Origin of the sequence: Megasphaera sp. AM44-1BH, assembly GCF_003467125.1 — a bacterium.
In the GTDB taxonomy this organism is placed as follows: Bacteria; Bacillota; Negativicutes; order Veillonellales; family Megasphaeraceae; genus Megasphaera.
This window is the reverse complement of sequence record NZ_QSFA01000010.1, coordinates 79,010-99,029: the sequence shown is the minus strand read 5'-3', so window position 1 is coordinate 99,029 and position 20,020 is coordinate 79,010. Positions and strand designations below refer to the sequence as shown.

Sequence of the window (20,020 nt, the reverse complement as noted above, 5' to 3'; positions counted from 1 at the left end):
AAAATTGGACTAGGGGTGACCACACCACAAAATCTGGACTAATACCAGAAAAAACTGCTCGCAAGGCCTGATGTAATGGGCTTTGTGAGCAGTTTTAATTTGGAAATGATATGTGCTATATTTTTTTCATTCAAAGTGAGGCTATTATATGATGACCATAAGCCGATGAGTATAGAGCAGAACAACAAATTATAAATATTAAAATAGATCAGAATGAGACCCTGTGCGAAAAAGAAATAGTTCTAACGCGTTAAAATCCTGCCGGTATATCAGAATCCAGTCAGGTTCAATATGACATTCACGAAATTTTCCGTAAGTGCATGATCACGGTATTTGGCATCAAGAGAAATCTGGTTTGCCAATGCTTCTACAACAGTTTCTAAATTTTTCAGATTCAGACCTCGTTTTCTAGCGACTTTTAAATCTTTTTTGAATCTGTTGGAGGCAATAATATCAAGCTTCATTATCTACATCCTTTACTAAGTCTGAGAAGCTATGATACCGTTTATAGTTTTCTGGATGTGTTTTCATTTCATCATATTCAGCCAGAGCGTTGCGGGTTTCTGCATTGAATGAATTACGACGGACGTCAAAGGGAATTCCATCGTACCGGACGGCACTTTTTAAGAACATGGTGATGGCTGAAGACATATTCAATCCTAGGTCATTAAACAATCCTTCGGCCTCTTTTTTTAGATTTTCGTCTACTCGGACATTGATGTTAGCAGTAGCCATTACAACTCACCTCTTTCTTCGCTTATCAATTCAATTATAATTCATAAAAAAGAAAAATGCAACATAATGCATGATAATGCTTTACATTTACTACACAATTTATCGGGATTTAGGGATGTTATCAATCTTTGCAGTACTTTTTCCCATGACTGCCGTCCATTGAACCGGGAAATCTGGAACAGGTATCTATGAAAATTGTAGGAGATGCAGAGTAAGAATTACTAACTGCTTGTTTTGACATATTCCATTTTACGTGTTATAATTATGTTATGTAATTACATAATTGAAACAAAAAATACTAAAAAGAAAAAAATTCTGATACCATCATAGGGCAGAATGATGGTATCAGAATTATTTGGAGACACACATGGCATGAGAGTGGCGGCGGCTCGTTATGACGATGTGCTAAATTTTTTTGCATTTTTGAGTATGGATATTGAAATTAGATAATACAAATTGATTTAAATTTAGCGTGTAGGAGTAGAATTACAACATATGAAGTTTTAGAAAATGCTGTCATGACAGGGGTCCAAAACAGGGGGCCACATTGGTATATATATAATGTGGACACCTGGCCCCCTCAAAACTGGCAGCCAGTCCCGACCGGGAAGAGCGGGGAGCTTGAGACTCCCCCGCTCAAACACGGTCACAGGAACTGGCCCGCGCGAGGGAAGGGCGGGAAAAGATAGTTTGGAGTTTGAAGTTTAGAGTTTGAAGTTTGACGAAGCCGGTTCGACGGACAGGGTATCTTTGCCGTCCCTGTGAAGGGAAGGTGCCCGGTAGGGCGGAAGGGTTCTTACTCAAATCCAGAGTTCCATCATGAGTCCGCTTTCCGCATATGGTGATGCAGCCGGTTCGACGTGCTACATCCTCGGACTCAGATACTGGAACTCGGATGATGTAAGGAACCTTCAGTCAGCAGAGCTGACAGCTTCATCTCTGCTGTCCGTTTCGGCGGCCGCCTTGCGCTTCCTTTCAGTCAGCACCTTGCGGGCCGAAAAGGCCCTTCATAGGGACGCCATGCTACACGGTGCTTCAAACCGGCATTTTTCACTTGTCCGCCATAGCACACAAGAGGCCGCCCCTCGAAGCGGTTGCTTCGTGGGACGGCCTCTGTCTCAAGCGGTGGGACGTACCCTGTCAGGTGGTCTGCTGTTTTGGATCGTCTTCTCCGTATTCTGTATAGAGTTGTTTCAAAATGCATTTCCGTTCGACCATGCCCAGGAGTTTCTTGTCTTTGACGATAGGGATGGCTTTCAGGTGTTCGGCGACCATGACGCTGGCCAGGTCTTCCATGGATGCATCCGGTCCGGCCATGACGACTTTCTGGGTCATGAGCTGTCCGGCTGTACAGGCAAAGAGTTTTTTGAATCCCTGTTCGTACTTTTTGAGGTTGCCATAGTATATGTTGGCTCCCAGGAGGTTGACGTATTGCGGAACGTGGGGCTTGACTTCTTTATACAGGAGGTCAGCATCGGTGACAATGCCGATGACGGCGTTGTCATCGTCTACGACGGGGATAGCCGTTATGTTGTGTTCGACGAACATATCGACGAGATCAAAAATCGTCGTATCTTTTTTGGCCGTAATGACATTTTTTTCCATGATATCTGCTGCTGTTTTTGTCATGGTGATCAACTCCTTTGTTATGTCGTCTCCCTTTGTCTATATTTATTATAGCACGTTTATGCTGGCATGGCAGGAAAAGACCGGTACGCTGGAGGGAAATCCCTTTTGCTCATAGCAACAGCCCTCGTCAGGCCATGGACGGGCCGGTTGACAAGGGCTGCTCTTTTATATGAAATTGTCATGAGACTCAATACCGATACATGGTTTGCTGAAAGGAGTTCTACCTGTCAGAATTTGAAGTCGATGATGGCCGAAACGCCGACACCCTGCACGCGGCTCAGGTTGGTCACATCCGTTGTCGCCACCGGGATGAGTGCCTTGGCACGGGCAATGTTGTTGAATTCGCCTTCAATCTGGGCTACGGCCTTGACTTTATCTACCTGGCCGGACGGTCCGACGACCTGGACGGCACCGATGTATTTTCCCGTGCCGCCGCTCAGGATGGGAACGACTTTGGTGGCATAGTCGGTGCCGACGCCGTTTTTCATGAGCAGTTTATTCAGGAACGTGTTGATTTCATCGCCGTACTTGGACACGAGGACGGAAATACCGCCGACTTTCAGGATAGAGCCGAGATTAAACGCCTGGACGGCGCTGCCGCCGGCAAAGCCCAGCAGGGATGCGACGGTAACGGCTGCAATGAGTTGTTTTTTCATAGAGACCTCCTTGGGGAGTACTTATGGCTGTGGTCCGGCATTGATGATATCTGCCGGCATATGAGGATATTTTTCGTGGAAATTGTCGAAAAACATCTTTGCCACTTTCTTTGCCATTGTATCATAGGCGTCGGGACTTGACCAGGTATCGCGGGGATTGAGGATCTGTGGCGGGACACCCGGGCAGGACTGGGGGATATCGACATTGAACCGCGTATCGTGGACGAAGTTCGCTTTTTTCAGTGTACCGTTCAGGGCTGCCGTGATCATGGCCCGCGTGTATTTCAGTTCCATGCGGCTGCCGATGCCGTAGGGGCCGCCCGTCCAGCCTGTGTTGACCAGGTAGACGCTCGTGTTGTGATGTTCAATCCGTTCGCCGAGCATGCGGGCGTAAATATCCGGATCCAGCGGCATGAACGGTTCGCCGAAGAGCGTCGAGAATGTCGGTACCGGCTCGGTGATGCCCTGTTCGGTGCCGGCGACCTTGGATGTAAAGCCCGTGACGAAGTGGTACATGGCGGCTTCCTTGCTCAGCCGGGAAATGGGTGGCAGGACGCCGAAGCTGTCTGCCGTGAGGAAGATGACCACCGTCGGGATGCCGCCGATACCGGGGATGGCCGCATTGGGAATATACTCGATGGGATAGCCGGCCCGGGTGTTTTCCGTGATTTTATGGTCAAAATAATTGGGCTTGCGCGTGTCCGGGTCGAGGATGACATTTTCTACCAGCGTGCCCGAACGGATGGCCTGATAAATATCCGGTTCCTTGTCGGGGTCGAGGTCTATGCACTTGGCGTAGCAGCCGCCTTCGAAGTTGAAAATGCCCCGGTCGGACCAGCCGTGTTCGTCATCGCCGATGAGTTTGCGGTCCGGATCGGCCGACAGAGTCGTCTTGCCTGTGCCGGAAAGGCCGAAGAAAATAGCCGTTTCCTTGGTGATGGGATCCATGTTGGCCGAACAGTGCATGGGCAGGACGCCTTCACGGGGCAGGAGGAAATTCATGACCGAAAAGACGCTCTTTTTGATTTCCCCGGCATACTGCGTGCCGGCAATGAGTATGCACCGCGTTTCGTAATCGACGAGGATGGCCGCTTCCGAATGGACGCCGTCCGCCGTAGGGTTGCATTTAAAGCCCGGTGTGACGATGATGGTGAAATCCGGGTCGCCGTACTGCAGCAGCTCTTCCTGGCTTGGCCGGATGAGCAGATTGCGGATGAACAGGTTTTCACTGGCCAGTTCCGTCACGACGCGGAACTTCTTGCGGCACTTCTTGTCAGCGCCGGCAAAGCCGTCAAAAATAAAGACTTCGCGGTTCTGCAGATAGGCCGTCATCTTGTCTTTCAGGGCGCGGAACTTGTCCTTTGTGATCGGGCGGTTGACGCTGCCCCAGGCGATGAGGTCGTGGATCCCCGGCGTATCGACGATGAATTTATCCTTTGGCGCCCGGCCTGTGAATTTTCCCGTTTTTACGACCAGTGCCCCTGTATCGCTGAGCACGCCTTCGCCGCGGCGCAGTGCCGCTTCCGTGAGGCATGCCGGGCTCAGATTGCGGTATACGGCAGACGGATTAATGATACCCGTACGTTCCAGTCCAAATGTTTCCATACAAAATCCCCCCAATGTATAATAGGTAATAAATGAGTAAAATGAAATACAAGTATGCCGTAAAGTGTACAATCTTATTATAAACGGAATTTGTAAACCGTTCAATGGTCTATTTCTCCTCTTGACACTTTGACTTTTTGATGTATTATAAAGAAAGAGAATTAGCACTCCTACAAAAAGAGTGCTAATAAAAAACTAAAGAAGCCGGGAGCTTCTGTAAAGGAGTATATAACTATGGCGAAAGAAACGTTTGAATTCCAAGCGGAAACGAAACAATTACTGGACCTGATGGTTCATTCTATCTATACCAATCATGAAATTTTCCTCCGTGAACTCATATCCAATGCATCCGATGCAATCGATAAGCTCCACTACGAATCGCTGACCAACCGCGATATCCTCGAAGGGGATACAGCTTTTGAAATCCATCTGACACCCGATGCCGATGCCCATACGCTGACCATTTCCGATAATGGCCTGGGCATGAATAAAGAAGACCTGGTGCAGAATCTGGGGACCATTGCCAAATCGGGTACGAAAGCTTTCCTGGAAAAATTGAAGGAAGCCCAGGACAGCGACTCGACGGACAAAGACCTCATCGGCCAGTTCGGCGTCGGTTTCTATTCGGCCTTCATGGTAGCCGATACGGTGACCGTCGTCACCCGCAAAGCCGGAGAAAAACAGGCATACAAATGGGAATCGTCCGGCGACGGCACATACAGCCTGGAAGAATGTGAAAAACCGAAACACGGCACGACCATCATTCTCCACCTGGGTAAAGATTTTTACGGTGACAAGAGCGAAGAAAATTACACCGACCAGATGACTATTTCCGGCCTGGTAAAGAAATATTCCGATTACATCCGTTATCCCATCACCATGGATTATGTGACCAAGGAAAAGCCGAAAGACGCTGATGGCAAGACCATCGAAGATGCGCCGGAAGAAGAAAAAGTCGAAACGCGGACCCTCAATTCCATGCAGCCCCTGTGGACGCGGAATAAATCGGACATTAAGCCGGAAGAATACAAGGATTTCTTCAAGCACCAGTTCTACGAATGGGAAGACCCCATGGAAATCTTCCATACCAAAGCCGAAGGGGCCGTCGAATATACGGCACTGCTGTTCATCCCCGGCAGCGCTCCTTTCAATCTGTATTATACGGACTATGAAGCGGGCCTGCAGCTGTACAGCCGCCACGTCTTCATCATGGATAAATGCAAGGACCTCCTGCCCGATTACCTGCGCTTCGTCAAAGGCCTCGTCGATTCGCCGGACCTGTCCCTCAATATTTCCCGTGAACTGCTCCAGCAGAGCCGGGAACTGAAACTCATCGGCCGCAATCTGGAAAAGAACATCCTCAAGACGCTGACCCGCACCCTGGAAAAAGACCGGGCCAAATACGAAAAGTTCTGGGCTGAATACGGCAAGTCCCTGAAAATCGGCGTATACAGCGGTATGATGACCGGTGAAAACAACGTCGATAAACTGAAAGACCTGCTGCTGTTCATGAGCTCCAAAGACGGCAAGCTCTGCACGCTGAAAGAATACGTGGGCCGCATGAAAGACGGCCAGCAGAAGATTTACTTTGCTACCGGCAAGGATAAGGCTGCCATCGATGCCATGCCGCAGATGGAACTGCTCCGCGACCGCGATCTGGAAGTCCTCTATATGCTCGACCCGGTCGATGAATTCGCCGTACAGGCCATCGGTGAATACGACGGCAAGAAATTCCATTCCATCAGCCAGGGCGATCTCGACCTCGACGATGACGAATACAAGGAAGAAAAGAAGAAGGCCGAAGACCTGGCCAAGAGCAACGAAGACCTGCTCAAGGATATCAAAGATGTCATTGGTGACAAAGTGGCCGACGTCCGTCTGTCGAACCGCCTGAAATCCGGCGCTGTCTGCCTCGTCGCCGACGCAGCCGGCCCGTCCATCGCCATGGAACAGGCCTTTGCCGCCGCCAATAACCCCATGCTCAAAGCCCGCCGCATTCTGGAAATCAACCCGAACCACGACCTCTTTGGCCGTCTCCAGACGCTCCATGCTGCTGGCAAAGATTCCCAGGATTTCAAGGATTACTGCAAACTCCTCTACGATCAGGCCCTGCTCCTGGAAGGTATCCTGCCCGATGACCCGGCGGCCTTTGCCAATAAAGTCGCCCAGATGATGGCCAAATAAAAAGCCTGTAAAACGCCGGGAGGCGCGTAGAACGACAATAGAAATATCATAGAATTAAAAGGAACGGAGAGACTGTCCCACAGAGCACCCGGTGCTTTGTGAGGCGGCCTCTCCGTTTTTGTTGATATAACGGATTTTTCAGCATAAAGTCCGTCATATATTTCTCTATATAGTATATCCTCGCTTTAAAGTAAAAATAGGAAGACTATGGCGAATATGGTATAATGAATGAAGTAATTCTGTATCATTTTATGACGGGGGGAAATCACTATGCTACCTGCTGTATATATTATCGGATGCGGCGGAACCATTGCCGGCCGGGCCGCATCCCAGTCTGAACTCATCGGCTATCAGGCCGGAGAAGTTTCTATTGACGATCTTATCCAGTCGGTACCGCAGATGACGGACTATGCGTCCATACGGGGGGAACAGTTCTGCAATATCGACAGCTCCAGTATGACCGAAGAATTGCTGCTGCAGTTGGCGCGCCACGTTCAGGATGTGGCAGACCGGGATGACGTAGACGGCATCGTCATCACCCATGGCACGGACACGATGGATGAAACGGCTTATTTTCTCCATCTCACGGTCCACACCCATAAGCCCGTCGTCCTCGTCGGGGCCATGCGTCCGGCTACGGCCATCAGTGCCGACGGTCCCATGAACCTGTTGGAAGCGGTGCGGCTGGCGGCGACTCCCCGAGCCGGGGAGTACGGCGTCCTGCAGGTCATGAACAGTACCATCTGTTCGGCCCGGTTCGTGGAAAAGACCGATACGACCCATGTCCATACCTTTACAGACGGCCAGTTGGGGGCTCTGGGATTTATGCAGGACGGAGTGCCCGTCTTCTACCAGAAGCCACTGCGCCGCCATACGTATGACTCCCGCTGGACCTGCCCGTCAGAAGACAACCTGCCGCCTGTCTGGATTCTGTACTGCCATATCGGCATGACCGGTGCTATCATCGAAACGGCGATGGAACGGGGCATACAGGGCATCGTTCTGGCCGGCATGGGCCACGGCAATCTGCCGAAATATCTCCTGCCAGACATCAAAGAAGCACAGCTCAAAGGGCTGGTCTTCGTCCGGGCGACGAGAGCCTCCGGCGGTATCGTCAGTCCCGTCCCCCTGTGGCCTCATATGATAGGGGCAGATAACTTATCACCGCAGAAAGCGCGGCTGCTACTGCAGCTGGCATTGCAGGAAACGAGTGATGAGGAACAAATCCAGCGCTGGTTCGGCGAGTATTGACCGGCTGGCTTGTGACATAGAATGGCATATGATACAATAATACAGATAGTGAGATTGCTACCTGTACATACTACATGGATAGGAGAGACGAACATGAAAAAATATACAAAGATTCTCATAACGGCAGCCGTAGCTGCTGCCATCGGAAGCAGTGTCCTGGCTGCCGGTACGACGAGCGGCCTGCGCGATATCGATAACTACTGGGGGAAACAGGCCGTAGAATATTTCTACGATAACCACTATGTCAGTGGTGCCAATGGATATTTCCATCCCGATGACCCCATTACCCGCGAAGGCATTGCCTCCATCATCAACAACATGCTCAATGAAAGCCCGGCCGTTCCCAAGACCAGCTTCAAAGATATCCAGGGCCGCTGGTCCCAGCGGGCCATCGATTCCCTCGTCGATAAACAAATCATGAACGGCTACAGCGACAATACCTTCCGCCCGACGCAGAACATCACGCGGGAAGAATTTGCCGTCATCGCCTATAATTATATGAGTTATAAAGGCATTACCGTCCAGGATACGGCCGTCCCCTACGACGATGAAAATGCCATCGCTCCCTGGGCGCGCAAAGCCGTCGATACCCTGGCTGCGGCAGGCTACATGAAAGGGGCCAACAATACGTTCCAGCCGAAAGCGGAAATTACCCGCGGTGAAGCCGTCAACGTCCTCTACCGCATCCTCACCAACGGCAAGGGCAGCTCAGCCAAACAGAATACCCTGGAAACACAGGTATTCAAAGACGTCACCGACGTCTACGGCTCCATCAAGAACTTTGCCAAAGACGGCATCATGTACTGGCAGGGCAATAAACTCCACGTAGGTGTCAAGACTCAGGCCAACCGGGACAAGCTGGAACAGGCTCTGGCCGAAGATTCCCAGATCGAAGGCGGCACCGTCATCGTACAGCGTTCGACCTACAGCTATAATGACTATAAGAATATCATGGCCCGGGCCGAAAAAGTATACCGCGCCAACGAACCGACCGGCTCCTTTGTCAAGACCGATGTCGATTATCTCAATGAAAAGGTATTGCTCACCGTAAACTCCATTTCCAAAGACACACAGACAGCACTGAATAAGGAAATCGGCGGTGTACTGCGTATCATCATTCAGTAGCAGGAGGGATATGATGAAACAGAAGAAACTGGCAGTCCTGCTCGCTGCCTTCAGCCTGTTTTCCGGTGTGACGGCTCTGGCAGAAGCGCCGTATACAGACTTGGGAAGCCTCAAGAGCCGTGCCGCCATCGATTATCTCTACGATAACCAGTGCCTGGATTTTGCCGCAGGAAAGACCTTTGCTCCCCAGCAGATCCTGACGCGGGGAGACCTGGCACAGCTCATATACAGCGTCGCTCTGAAATTGCCGGAAGCTCCGCTCGTTTTCAGCGATGCGCCGACACCGAAGGCCAATGATGCCATGGCAGCCGTAGCAGCTCAGGGCATACTCAAAGGCTATGAAGACGGATCCTTCCGTCCCGATGAACCGGTGACACGGGAAGAATTTGCCGCCGTTCTCTACCGTTATCTGAAATACTGCGGTCTGGAAGATATTGAAAATCAGGTACAGCCCTACGGCGACATTACGGCCGTTTCTCCGGAAAACCGCACAGCTGTGGAATATCTGCAGAAAAAAGACCTCATGACGACAGAAGATCATCTGTTCCATCCCCAGGAAGGCATGACTCGTGCGGCCGCTGCCGAAACGATGTATCACATGATGCATTCCGGCGCCGACTACGTATCCCACGTCGATGTGGAAAGCCAGGTCATCCGGGCCCTCAATGCCGAATACGGCAGTATGCCGGCCTTTTTCCAGCAGGGGACCCTGTACTGGGACGGAGATAAACTGGTTCTCGGGTTCAGGGGCTCGCCGCGCATGTTCCTGAAGCAGCGCCTGAAAAAAGATGTGACCCGCAATGACGTACTGGAACTGCGTCACGTCCGCTTTGCCCGTGTCGATTACGACCAGCTCATGACGAGAGCCATCAACTGCATCGTCTCCGAAGAAGGCGTGCAGAACTACGTCGGTTCCGTACCGGACTATAAGAATGAAAAAATCGATGTCATCGTACGCCGGCCCCTGGCCGATACGACCATACAGAAACTGGATGAACGAGTAGGCAAAGGCGTCGTGCGGATCCATGACGTGCGTACGGCGGCCATGCGTCCCCAGCCGGCAGGCACGGCGGGCGATACGAAAAAAGCCGATGCGGATACGGAAAAGGACCTGTCCCATTCGCCGCTCTACGATAAAGCGACCAATGCCGCCGTCGATGCAGTTATCCGCGATGCCATGAATTAACGAGAAGGGAGACGTGAAGTCAGTTGAAGATGCTCAAAAAACTTGCTATTGCAGCCTGCACCATGACCTTTATGGTATGCAACCTGGCCTTTGCCAAATTCGTTGTCCTCGACGATGTTCATTTTGATAAACAACATTCTGCCAAAAATTATAAAATCGTATCCGTCGATAACGGAATACCTACGGAAATCCACCTCAAAGCGGGCGATTATGGCTATACCCGCATGACGGTAAAGCAGAATAAAAAACTCGTGTATATCACGGACCTCCTGACAGAGGATGAAATCCATCACATGGAACGGGTCCGGGACGAAGACAGCGGGCGGATTTTTTACCTGTTTTCCCAGTCCAGGCACGCTACGGCTTTTGGCTATGACCCGGTCAAACGGACCTGGCAGGAATACATCAATTCAAAAAACTATTATGCCGGGTATGACAAACCCCATGCGAACCTGATTGTCAATAAAGACAACGAACTGGAACTTTCGTTCTTTGTATTCGGTGACGGTGTTCAAAACCATATCTATCGCTTCTTCTGGGACGACAAGGCCAACTGGTTCGGTTACCGCGATTTAGGTTATTACGTCTTCAAGGACGGTAAAAATCAAAAAGTATAGCCGTAAGCAGGCGTCATTTTCCTTAAATACAATAAAACAGGTACATACAGGCTGGTCACATTGCAGTCTGTATGTACCTGTTTTTGGCTTCCCAAAAGAGAAGACGATGAATCCGATAGGAAAAAGGTCCCGGCTTACTGCCCCAGGAGCAGGCGGGCCAGTTCATCGGGGTTCTGGACGAGATAATCGGGATGGAGCCGTTCCAGCTCGTCTTTGTCGCGGAATCCCCAGGTCACGAGAATGACGTCGAGACCGGCATTGCGGGCCGTCATGCTGTCTACTTCCGAATCGCCGATGTAGACGGCATCTTCTTTGGCACAGCCCAGCCGTTTCAGCGCTTCCCATACCATATCGGGTTCCGGCTTTTTCTGGTACTTTGGCGATTCGCCCATAGAAAAGGATACGAGATGGGAGAAGAATTCATCGTGGAGCTCACTGACAGCACCCTGCCCTTTGTTGGACACGATAGCCGTCTTGCGGCCTCCGGCCTGAAGGGCCGACAGCAGGGGAACGATGCCGTCATAGGGATGAGTATGGCCCTGGCAGTGGCTGCTGTACCAGTTTTTGAATTCCTCTGCCAGTGCCTGCTGCTGAGCCGGGTCCAGATCCGGCGCCGTCCGCCTGATGAGCCCGGTGTAGCCGTATCCCAGTGCGGCGCGGACTTCCTGCCGTGTCCGGACAGGCAGATGATGGGCCTCATAGACATGGGCCAGGGAAGTCGTCAGTTCATCCAGTGTATCGAGGACGGTGCCGTCCATATCAAAAATGATTGCTTTATACTGTTTCATATATACCGCCGTAATGGCGCAAAGCCTCCTTTAAGTAAGTTCGACCCATATTATACCATATTCTATTTCTTTCTGCTCTTTTCAGGTAAAACTGGAAGTTAAATTCTATCTATGATAGAATAGGAGCTAGAATTATTTTTTCAGTCACAGAGGGAGAGGATGAGATGTCTAGTTATTTGCCGTACATTATTGTGGCAGGGATTGGGGTAATCTTTTTCATTATTTGCATGATTCTCTTTTCCGGGAACAAAGCGGAAAAAAATCATCAGAAACAGGAAAAGGCAGAGCAGCAGAGTCTGGCTCAGAAGCGGGCAGAAGAAAAAGCAGCCTGGGCACAGATCGAAGCGCTCAATGATGAACGGGAAGCGAAACGGCGGACGAGCCATTCGCAGACGGCCCCGGTATCACGGATTTCTACAGTGACGGTCAGGGAACGCGCAGAAAATCCCGATGAAACGGCGTTTGTCACGACAAAAGGAGAAGCGGTACGGCGCAATGGGCAGATTGTCTATGAAGAAGCTCCGCAGAAAAACCGCAAGAAGAAGGAAAACTTCGATGCCACACGGGTCCTGTCCCGCGATGAAATCATCGAAGCCATGGATAAGGTAGATAAGGAAGAAGCGGCGGCCTACAAGGCAGAAACCGAAGAAGCCAAGAAAAAGAGAGAAGAAGAAGCGGCCCGTGAAGCTACGCAGGAAGAAGCGCAGCGCAAAGCCGCAGAAAAAGAAATGATACGCCAGAGGGAAGAAGCGACCCGCAAGCGCCGGGCGGCGGCTGCGGCACAGCACGCGCGCCTGGTCAGCGATGAAGAACCGGAAGATACGACCCTGGCCCAGATGGCGGCTGTCGTGTCGAAAGACCTGGCAGAAAAAGACCAGCCGGCCGGCAAAAACGCCCCGGCAGGCGATGCCGATGCGACGACGGTCATCCCGGCCGCTGCCGTAACGGCTGCCGCGGCGGCTGCTTCCGGAACAGCAGCGGCGGCAGCAACAGCTGCAACAGCTGCTGCTGCCCCTGCGACGGACCAGACTACGGTGGTCCGGACGGCTGCGGCTGTCCGCAAAGGCGCCGCGGCCGTTCATACGGCTCCGGCTGATGAAGGAGAAGGCAGTGCCCTGTCGGATAAAACGCAGATCATGAAACCCATCAAAACGCAGAAGCACGATACGGCCCCCGGCACCCTCGGCGATGAAACGCGGCGCATGCAGCCGCTGCAGGTCGATACGGCGGCAAAAGACACGGAAGGCCGGACGGCTCCGGCCGTTGCTCCGGCTTCGGCCCATACACGGCAGGAAAACAGCCGCGGCCGCAACAAGAGCCCCTGGGGCAATGACTTGCAGCCCGGCACGTCCTCGACAAAACAGGGACAGGAATCCATCTGGGCCAAAGATGCTGCCGCCAATTCGACGGTCGTGCGGGACTGCGCCTATCACTTCCTGGGTCAGTACGGCATTGCCGGCGACGCCTTCCAGCAGCACGTCAAAAACATCACCGCTGCCGCCTTCAACCGTCTGGGCTGCCGGACTGACGACGAACGGGAACGGGCTGTCGCACCCCTTCTGGTACAGGAAGCTCTCCAGAACGTACAGAAGACCTATGCGGCCCAGCCGGAAGACTACGTAGCTACTATGGCTCTGCGCGCCTTTGAAGATATCGTCCGCTGCCCTGTGGCCTCGACGCGCCATCTGGTCGCCATGGATGCCCTGAAGGTCATGCCTTATCTGGGCCGCGGCCATTATCAGATTCTGGCCATCCTGCTGCTGTTCCTCTATTCCCGCAACTCCCACAACGTCGATAAGACGACGTTCTGCCAGTATATCGACAAGTATGTCATGCCTTTCCTGGACCATTTCCCGACGGAACGGCCCTATTACCAGCAGCTCGATTATCTCCACTGCACGGCTCTGGAAGCCAAGGAAACGCGGTTCCCGGAAATCCTGTCCGATTCGTATCCGCTCCTGTTCCGGTACCGCGGATTTACAGAAGAAGAACTGCGGAAAGCCCTCAAAGGCCATCGCATCCCCAGAGAATATGTGGTGCGTTCCTTCAACTCGCCGCTCATCAAACTGGCTCTGGTCGATGATTCCATGGCCCTGCGATTCTTCCGCGTCACCGGTATTACCGACCGGGAAATGCAGGACCGTCTCATGCGGCTTGCAAAAAAACGCCCGGCCAACTTCAGCGGCGAAGAAGCACTGGACATCATGGAAGATATTTCGCCAATCCTGGCGGATCTGGGCGACATCTGGGACAGCACACTCCTGCGCGTCTCCACATTATCCCTCCTGGGCCTCTACCTGGCACAGGGCTATGTAAAAGAAATGATTGGCGAGGAATTTGATTTATCCCGCTGGTTTGAATAAAAGGTGGTATAATACATGAAAAAGATTCGTAAGGCTGTCATCCCCGCAGCCGGCTACGGGACGCGGTTCCTGCCGGCAACGAAGGCGACGCCGAAAGAAATGCTGCCCATCGTCGATAAGCCGACAATCCAGTACATCGTAGAAGAAGCTCTCCAGAGCGGTATTGAAGAAATCCTGATCATCAGCGGCCATGCCAAACGGGCCATTGAAGACCATTTCGATACCAATATCGCCCTCGAACTCAATCTGGAAGAACATCACAAAACAGATTTGCTGCGCATGGTACGCAGTATATCTGAAATCAATATTCATTACATCCGGCAGAAACACATGCGCGGCCTGGGCGATGCCATCCTCTGCGCCCAGTCCTTTATCGACGACGAACCCTTTGCGGTCCTCCTCGGCGATGATGTCGTATATAACGAAACCAACCCGGCTCTGCAGCAGATGATTGATATCTATAACTCCCTGGGCACGACCATCCTGGGCTGTCAGGAAGTGCCCCAGGAAAAAGTTTCCTCCTATGGCATTGTCAAAGGCGTACCCACCGATGACCCCCGTCTCATGCGCGTTGTCAACATGATTGAAAAACCGTCCGTTGCCGAAGCGCCGAGCCGGACCGCCGTTCTGGGCCGCTACATCATCACGCCTGACGTCTTTGAAGTACTGCGCCGGACCGAACCGGGGAAAGGCGGCGAAATCCAGCTGACCGATGCCCTGCAGACCATGGCAGCCCGGGAAGCGGTCTATGCCTACTGTTTCTCCGGCAAGCGCTATGACGTAGGGGATAAACTGGGCTTCCTGAAAGCTACCGTCGAATATGCCCTGCGCCGTCCTGACCTGGGCGACCAGTTCCGGGACTATCTGAAGAGCCTTTCGCTGTAAGAATCAGATAAAGTCAAAAAATCAAAGCTATCATGCAAAAAGAGTACCATTAAGGTATTGATTATTGGAAAGGGTCATGCTATACTTAGGATGAAATCATAAAGAATGATTATTTCTTTTAATAGCATGAAAGAAGGAGTCCGTATGAAAATAGAAGAAGGTACCGTTGTAGGGTTAAATGATAATGGTCTCGTCGATGTCAAAGTCGGCCGTCATTCCGACTGTATTTCCTGCGGTGCCTGTGATGGGGCACAGCACATCGTCGTCCAGGCGCTGAATCCTGTCGGGGCGAAAGTCGGGCAGCATGTCAAGTTCGAAATGCGGGAAGTCAATATCGTCATTGGCGCATTCGTCTGCTTCATCATGCCGCTCCTGGTGGCCGCTGCCGGTGTCTTCATCGGCCGTCTGGTGGCCCAGTCCCAGGCGATGGATGTAGTCAACCTGGAAATTGCCGGCGGCATCATCGGCTTCCTCATCGGAGTCGTAGGAGTCAAACTGTTTGACCGCAAGATCACAAACGATGCCAACGCCCGCCCGAAAATCGTAGAAGTCGTGCAGGGCAGGTAACGAAGGTAACAAAGACAACAGAGAAGGGACTATGGCATGAAATATCTGATTATGCCATAGTCCCTTTTTTTGTATCGTCAGGGAGAAAACCGCTATTCCGGTCAAGCATAGTGAAAAAAACCTGTCCAGTGACAGCTTTTTTTCACTATTGCTCCACAAACGGGACGGTTCTATGCTATAATATTGAAAAAAACCTGTCCTATGACAGCTTTTTTTCAATGGAGGATCCTATGAGGATAGAAAGAAATATCTATGTACAACGGCTGATTGACCGCATGGGAAATGGCCTGATCAAAGTCATTACCGGCATCCGCCGGAGTGGAAAATCGTATTTGCTGTTCAATCTGTTTCAGGAATATCTGCACAAACAGGGAATTCCTGCCGACCATATCATCAGCATGGCCTTTGATACCCTGGAAAACCGGGAATACCGCAATCCGGAAACACTCATGGCCTATATCCGGCAGCGTCTGGGAGATAGTGGCGTGTACTATGTGCTCCTCGATGAAGTCCAGATGCTGGATCATTTCGAAGAAGTCCTGAATTCGTTACTGCATAAACCCAACGTAGATCTCTACGTGACGGGAAGCAATTCCCGGTTTCTATCGAAAGATGTCCTGACGGAACTGCGGGGACGTGGCGATGAAATCCACATATTTCCCTTGTCGTTTCAGGAATTCATGCAGGCCTACCCGGGAGATATGTATCATGGATGGGCCGAATATGTCATGTATGGAGGATTGCCGCTGACCGTTACGATGAAGACCGATGAGCAGAAGTCCCAATATCTGGAACATCTCTTTCAGGAAACGTATCTCAAGGATATCAAAGAACGCAATCATATTGAACGGGAAGCGGAAATGGAAAATTTGCTGGATGTACTGGCTTCTTCCATCGGTTCGCTGACCAATCCGTCGAAGATACAGGCAACGTTTACCAGCCGCCTGAAATCATCGATTAGTGTCAATACGGTGCATCGCTACATTTCCTATCTGGAAGATGCCTTCCTTATCCATGAAGCCAAGCGATACGATGTAAAGGGCCGCAAATATATCGGGACGCCCATGAAATATTATTTTGAAGACGTCGGCCTGCGCAATGCCCGGCTGAATTTCCGTCAGGTCGAAGAAACTCATCTCATGGAAAATATCCTGTATAATGAACTCCGGATGCGGGGGTATCATGTCGATGTCGGTTCTGTTTTCCAGCGGTATCATGACGACGATACGGGAAAAAGGCTGTCGAAGCAATTAGAAATCGACTTCGTGGCCAATCTGGGCAGCAACCGCTATTACATACAGTCGGCATACCAGTTGCCAACGGAAGAAAAAATCCGGCAGGAAAAGGCTTCGTTGCTGGCGTTGGACGATTCCTTCAAAAAAATCATCATTGTCCGGGACATCGTGAAGCCCTTCCACGATGAGCACGGCATATTGACCATCAGCCTGTTTGATTTTCTCATGAAGCCCGGCAGTCTGGAATATTGAAAAAAACCTGTCCAATGACAGCTTTTTTTCAGTTTGGCAGCCTTTCAGCCAGGGACAGAGTCGTCCCGTCCTGACGGGTGATGCTGGTGATGCGGAGCTGGCTCCTCGTGTCATTAAGGTTTTCGCGGCTCATGAGGGCGTACTGGCTGGGAATGAGGGGATTGAGCAGGAACTGGCTGGTATGCGGCTTGCCCGACGCCGCCGGCGTCAGCCGCAGGGTCCCCGAATACAGCACGGCGTGGTCCCCGGCGCGCTGCAGCTCATAGACACCGCGGATTTCCCGGATTTCTTCCGGCCTGCCTTCAAACACCGGCGTGTAGGTGATGCGCAGGAAGGTCTGATGATTGGACCCGCTGACGAGAGAGGCCGATACGTCCCGGATTTTGATGAGTCCGTCCAGCTGACGCTGGATCGGGCGGTTGTATGCGGCCAGACGCTGGCTCCAGGCGTCATTGATTTCATTGATGAAGGCTGACGCATCGGCAAGGCCCGTCACGCGCCACTGCTGCCGGCCCGTGCGCGTCAGCTCGATGGTGCAGGTCAGATTCGTATCGAGCCGTTCATTGTACAGCGTGACCTCCATCTGGGCATGGCTGCTGTCCGTCTTATGAGCGTAACGGGAAGAAACATAGTGCCAGCCTGTGACCGGGAAGGGGAATCCCAGTGCCTGCAGGCGGATGCGTACATTTTCGGCTGCCCCGGCGCGGTCCGTGTCGTCTTCCCCTTTTTGTATGGACAGATGGAACAGGCGGCTGCTGTCACGGATGAAATCATCCCGCAGCGGTGCCCAGGCCAGCTGCAGCACCGGCAGCGAATCCATGCCACCGCTCCGTGAAGCCATGCCGTCGAAGAGCCCGGCGGCTATGCCCTTGTCATCGACGAGAGCCGTGACCGTATCCTCATCGCCGTTCTGGATGGCCTCCGTAAGGATGCGGACAGAATAATCGGGCGTTGCCTTGTATACGTGTTCATAATTGAGTACAGCCGCTTCCAGGCAGAAGAGCAGGATGAAGATAGCTGCCAGTATGGATACATCCGGTTTTGGTATTCTATACGAATTCCTATACATTCTTATACATTCCTTCTTTGCGTGCTGGACAAAAACATGATAACTTAGCATTATTATACCATTTCTAAAAAAGGAAACGTATCTTTTTTGTAGAACTATGTATAGTAAGGCATAAAATTTTACAAATACAGTGAGGAGTGATACTGTGATAACCATACATGATAAGACCCACAATACAGACTATACCGTGGAAAAAGGAACGACCCTGCTCGCCCTGAGCCGGCAATGCTGTCCCAAGGCCGACCCGCCGGTGGCAGCCGCCCTGTACAATAACGAACTGGCCGGCCTGCAGACGAAAATAGAAGAAAACGGAGACGTCGAATGGTACCAGCTGAATACACTGGAAGGCAACCAGTGCATCATACGCACGGCCATCCTGCTCCTCGTGCGGGCTGTGGCCGAACTCTATCCCGACGGCAAAGTACTGGTCAAGCACGCCCTGCGCAAATCTCTCTACTGTGAACTGGAAATCGGCCACAACGTGACCATTCACGATGTAGAAGCCATCAAGCGCCGCATGGATGAAATCGTCGAACAGGACGAAGTCATTACCCAGGTCAAAGTCAGCGCCCAAACGGCACTGGCCATGTGCCACAACCGGGACCTCAAGCACGAAGCAGAACTGCTGAGCCATGTCGATGTGCCTTACGTCCTGGCCTATCAGTGCGGACAGATACTGGATTACTACATGGGACCTCTCCTCCCCAGCATGGGATACCTGACCTGCTTCAACCTGCGCCTCTATGCGCCGGGCATCATACTGGAATACCCGAAAGTAGAAAACCCCAATGAACTGCCGCCGTACAAGGAAATCCCGAAAATGGCCCGCCTCTTCCTGGAAGCAGAAGAATGGGGCCGCATCGTCCGCTGTGAATACGTATCGGACCTGAACCGGTATATCCAGGACGGAACCATCCAGGACATCGTCGATATGGCCGAAGCCCTGCAGGAAAAGAAACTGGCTGAACTGGCCGATTATATCGTAGCCCAGCGGCCAAAAATCAAAGTCGTCCTCATCGCAGGCCCGTCTTCGGCCGGCAAGACGACATTCTGCAAACGCCTGACCACCCAGCTCCGCGTCGATGGACTGCGGCCGGTACGGATTTCCCTGGACGACTATTTCTATAATAGAGAAGATACGCCGCGCAATCCCGACGGCAGCTACGATTTCGAATCACTGCGCGCCATCGACGTGCCCCTGTTCAACCAGCAGATCGATGACCTCAATCAGGGCAAAGACGTCCACCTGGCCCGTTTTGAATTCGTCGAAGGCAAACGCTACTTCGATGAAAAACCGACGCGCCTCGAACCGGGCCAGCCCATCGTCGTAGAAGGACTCCATGCCCTGAACGATTCCCTGACCTATATGCTGCCCCGGTATGAAAAAGTAAAAATCTCCCTCGGCGTCCTGACACAGATTCGCATCAACGACCACAACCGCATTTCCACGTCGGATACGCGCATCATCCGCCGCATGGTCCGGGATCACCAGTTCCGCGGCCGCGGTCCCGAAGCGACCATGGAAATCTGGGGCGACGTGCGCCGTGGCGAAGAAAAAAATATCTACCCCTATCAGGAAGATGCCGATACCATATTCAACACGGCCCTGCCGTACGAACTGGCCGTCCTCAAGCCCTATGCCGAACCGCTCCTGGAATCCATCGGCCAGGACAGCCCTTACTATGCAGAAGCCCAGCGCCTGGTCAAATTCCTGAAACCCTTCAAACCCGTAGATTCCTCCGTCGTCCCCATGAACTCCCTCCTGCGGGAATTTATCGGCAAATGACAGACTGCGCGCGGCGTCCGCAAGGTATACGAATTTATCATTGACAAAGCCTGAGCGGATAGATATAATAGTATAGTCGAGGTAGAA

Annotated in this window: 16 protein-coding genes and 1 pseudogene; 10 read left to right on the top strand and 7 right to left on the bottom strand. The window is 52.0% G+C overall.

Annotation, left to right across the window (positions count from 1 at the left end; translation table 11 throughout):
- Positions 1–198 precede the first annotated feature (198 nt).
- The 5 genes and pseudogenes from DW949_RS08100 to pckA all read right to left on the bottom strand — a co-directional run bounded on the left by DW949_RS08100 (position 199) and on the right by pckA (position 4,625).
- A pseudogene (locus DW949_RS08100) lies at positions 199–464 on the bottom strand (type II toxin-antitoxin system YafQ family toxin).
- The gene (locus DW949_RS08095) at positions 454–735 is read right to left on the bottom strand and encodes a type II toxin-antitoxin system RelB/DinJ family antitoxin (RefSeq protein ID WP_118022724.1); all 282 of its coding nucleotides are present in this window, start codon (positions 733–735) and stop codon (positions 454–456) included. Before DW949_RS08095 ends, DW949_RS08100 begins: the two are co-directional and overlap by 11 nt.
- Positions 736–1,875: 1,140 nt before the next feature.
- On the bottom strand, positions 1,876–2,364 hold the full coding sequence (locus DW949_RS08090) for a CBS domain-containing protein (protein WP_118022723.1): 489 nt from the start codon (positions 2,362–2,364) through the stop codon (positions 1,876–1,878).
- A 227-nt stretch (positions 2,365–2,591) separates the two neighbouring features.
- Positions 2,592–3,020, bottom strand: a complete 429-nt coding sequence (locus tag DW949_RS08085) for a hypothetical protein (protein ID WP_118022722.1) — start codon at positions 3,018–3,020, stop codon at positions 2,592–2,594.
- A gap of 21 nt (positions 3,021–3,041) precedes the next feature.
- Complete coding sequence (pckA, locus tag DW949_RS08080; RefSeq protein ID WP_118022721.1) at positions 3,042–4,625, bottom strand: phosphoenolpyruvate carboxykinase (ATP); 1,584 nt, start codon at positions 4,623–4,625, stop codon at positions 3,042–3,044.
- Positions 4,626–4,859: 234 nt separating this feature from the next.
- Between pckA and htpG the strand changes: the two genes are divergently transcribed.
- From htpG to DW949_RS08055, 5 genes are all read left to right on the top strand, one after another.
- Positions 4,860–6,809 (top strand): molecular chaperone HtpG, encoded by a 1,950-nt coding sequence (htpG, locus tag DW949_RS08075; protein ID WP_118022720.1) that lies wholly within the window; start codon positions 4,860–4,862, stop codon positions 6,807–6,809.
- A gap of 270 nt (positions 6,810–7,079) precedes the next feature.
- Complete coding sequence (locus tag DW949_RS08070; protein WP_118022719.1) at positions 7,080–8,060, top strand: asparaginase; 981 nt, start codon at positions 7,080–7,082, stop codon at positions 8,058–8,060.
- A 93-nt stretch (positions 8,061–8,153) separates the two neighbouring features.
- Positions 8,154–9,185 carry an S-layer homology domain-containing protein gene (locus DW949_RS08065; RefSeq protein ID WP_118022718.1) on the top strand — a complete coding sequence of 344 codons (1,032 nt, stop codon included), beginning with the start codon at positions 8,154–8,156 and terminating at the stop codon, positions 9,183–9,185.
- Between the two features lie 13 nt (positions 9,186–9,198).
- Positions 9,199–10,371, top strand: coding sequence for an S-layer homology domain-containing protein (locus tag DW949_RS08060; protein WP_118022717.1), 1,173 nt, complete (start codon positions 9,199–9,201; stop codon positions 10,369–10,371).
- Positions 10,372–10,400: 29 nt separating this feature from the next.
- Positions 10,401–10,988: a hypothetical protein gene (locus DW949_RS08055; RefSeq protein WP_118022716.1), complete on the top strand. Its 588-nt coding sequence runs from the start codon at positions 10,401–10,403 to the stop codon at positions 10,986–10,988.
- Between the two features lie 134 nt (positions 10,989–11,122).
- Here the strand turns inward: DW949_RS08055 and DW949_RS08050 are convergent, their stop codons facing one another.
- On the bottom strand, positions 11,123–11,776 hold the full coding sequence (locus DW949_RS08050) for an HAD family hydrolase (protein ID WP_118022715.1): 654 nt from the start codon (positions 11,774–11,776) through the stop codon (positions 11,123–11,125).
- Positions 11,777–11,940: 164 nt separating this feature from the next.
- Between DW949_RS08050 and DW949_RS08045 the strand changes: the two genes are divergently transcribed.
- The 4 genes from DW949_RS08045 to DW949_RS08030 all read left to right on the top strand — a co-directional run bounded on the left by DW949_RS08045 (position 11,941) and on the right by DW949_RS08030 (position 17,078).
- Positions 11,941–14,139 carry an LPO_1073/Vpar_1526 family protein gene (locus DW949_RS08045; RefSeq protein ID WP_118022714.1) on the top strand — a complete coding sequence of 733 codons (2,199 nt, stop codon included), beginning with the start codon at positions 11,941–11,943 and terminating at the stop codon, positions 14,137–14,139.
- Between the two features lie 15 nt (positions 14,140–14,154).
- Positions 14,155–15,024: a UTP--glucose-1-phosphate uridylyltransferase GalU gene (gene galU / locus DW949_RS08040; protein ID WP_118022713.1), complete on the top strand. Its 870-nt coding sequence runs from the start codon at positions 14,155–14,157 to the stop codon at positions 15,022–15,024.
- A gap of 144 nt (positions 15,025–15,168) precedes the next feature.
- Complete coding sequence (locus DW949_RS08035) at positions 15,169–15,591, top strand: SoxR reducing system RseC family protein (protein ID WP_118022732.1); 423 nt, start codon at positions 15,169–15,171, stop codon at positions 15,589–15,591.
- A 230-nt stretch (positions 15,592–15,821) separates the two neighbouring features.
- Positions 15,822–17,078, top strand: coding sequence for an ATP-binding protein (locus DW949_RS08030; protein WP_118022712.1), 1,257 nt, complete (start codon positions 15,822–15,824; stop codon positions 17,076–17,078).
- A 28-nt stretch (positions 17,079–17,106) separates the two neighbouring features.
- On the opposite strand, the gene DW949_RS08025 is transcribed toward DW949_RS08030, so the two are convergent.
- Positions 17,107–18,147, bottom strand: a complete 1,041-nt coding sequence (locus DW949_RS08025) for a hypothetical protein (protein ID WP_118022711.1) — start codon at positions 18,145–18,147, stop codon at positions 17,107–17,109.
- Positions 18,148–18,292: 145 nt separating this feature from the next.
- On the opposite strand from DW949_RS08025, the gene DW949_RS08020 reads away from it, so the two are divergent.
- Positions 18,293–19,933: a nucleoside kinase gene (locus DW949_RS08020; RefSeq protein WP_118022710.1), complete on the top strand. Its 1,641-nt coding sequence runs from the start codon at positions 18,293–18,295 to the stop codon at positions 19,931–19,933.
- The last annotated feature ends 87 nt before the right edge of the window (positions 19,934–20,020 follow it).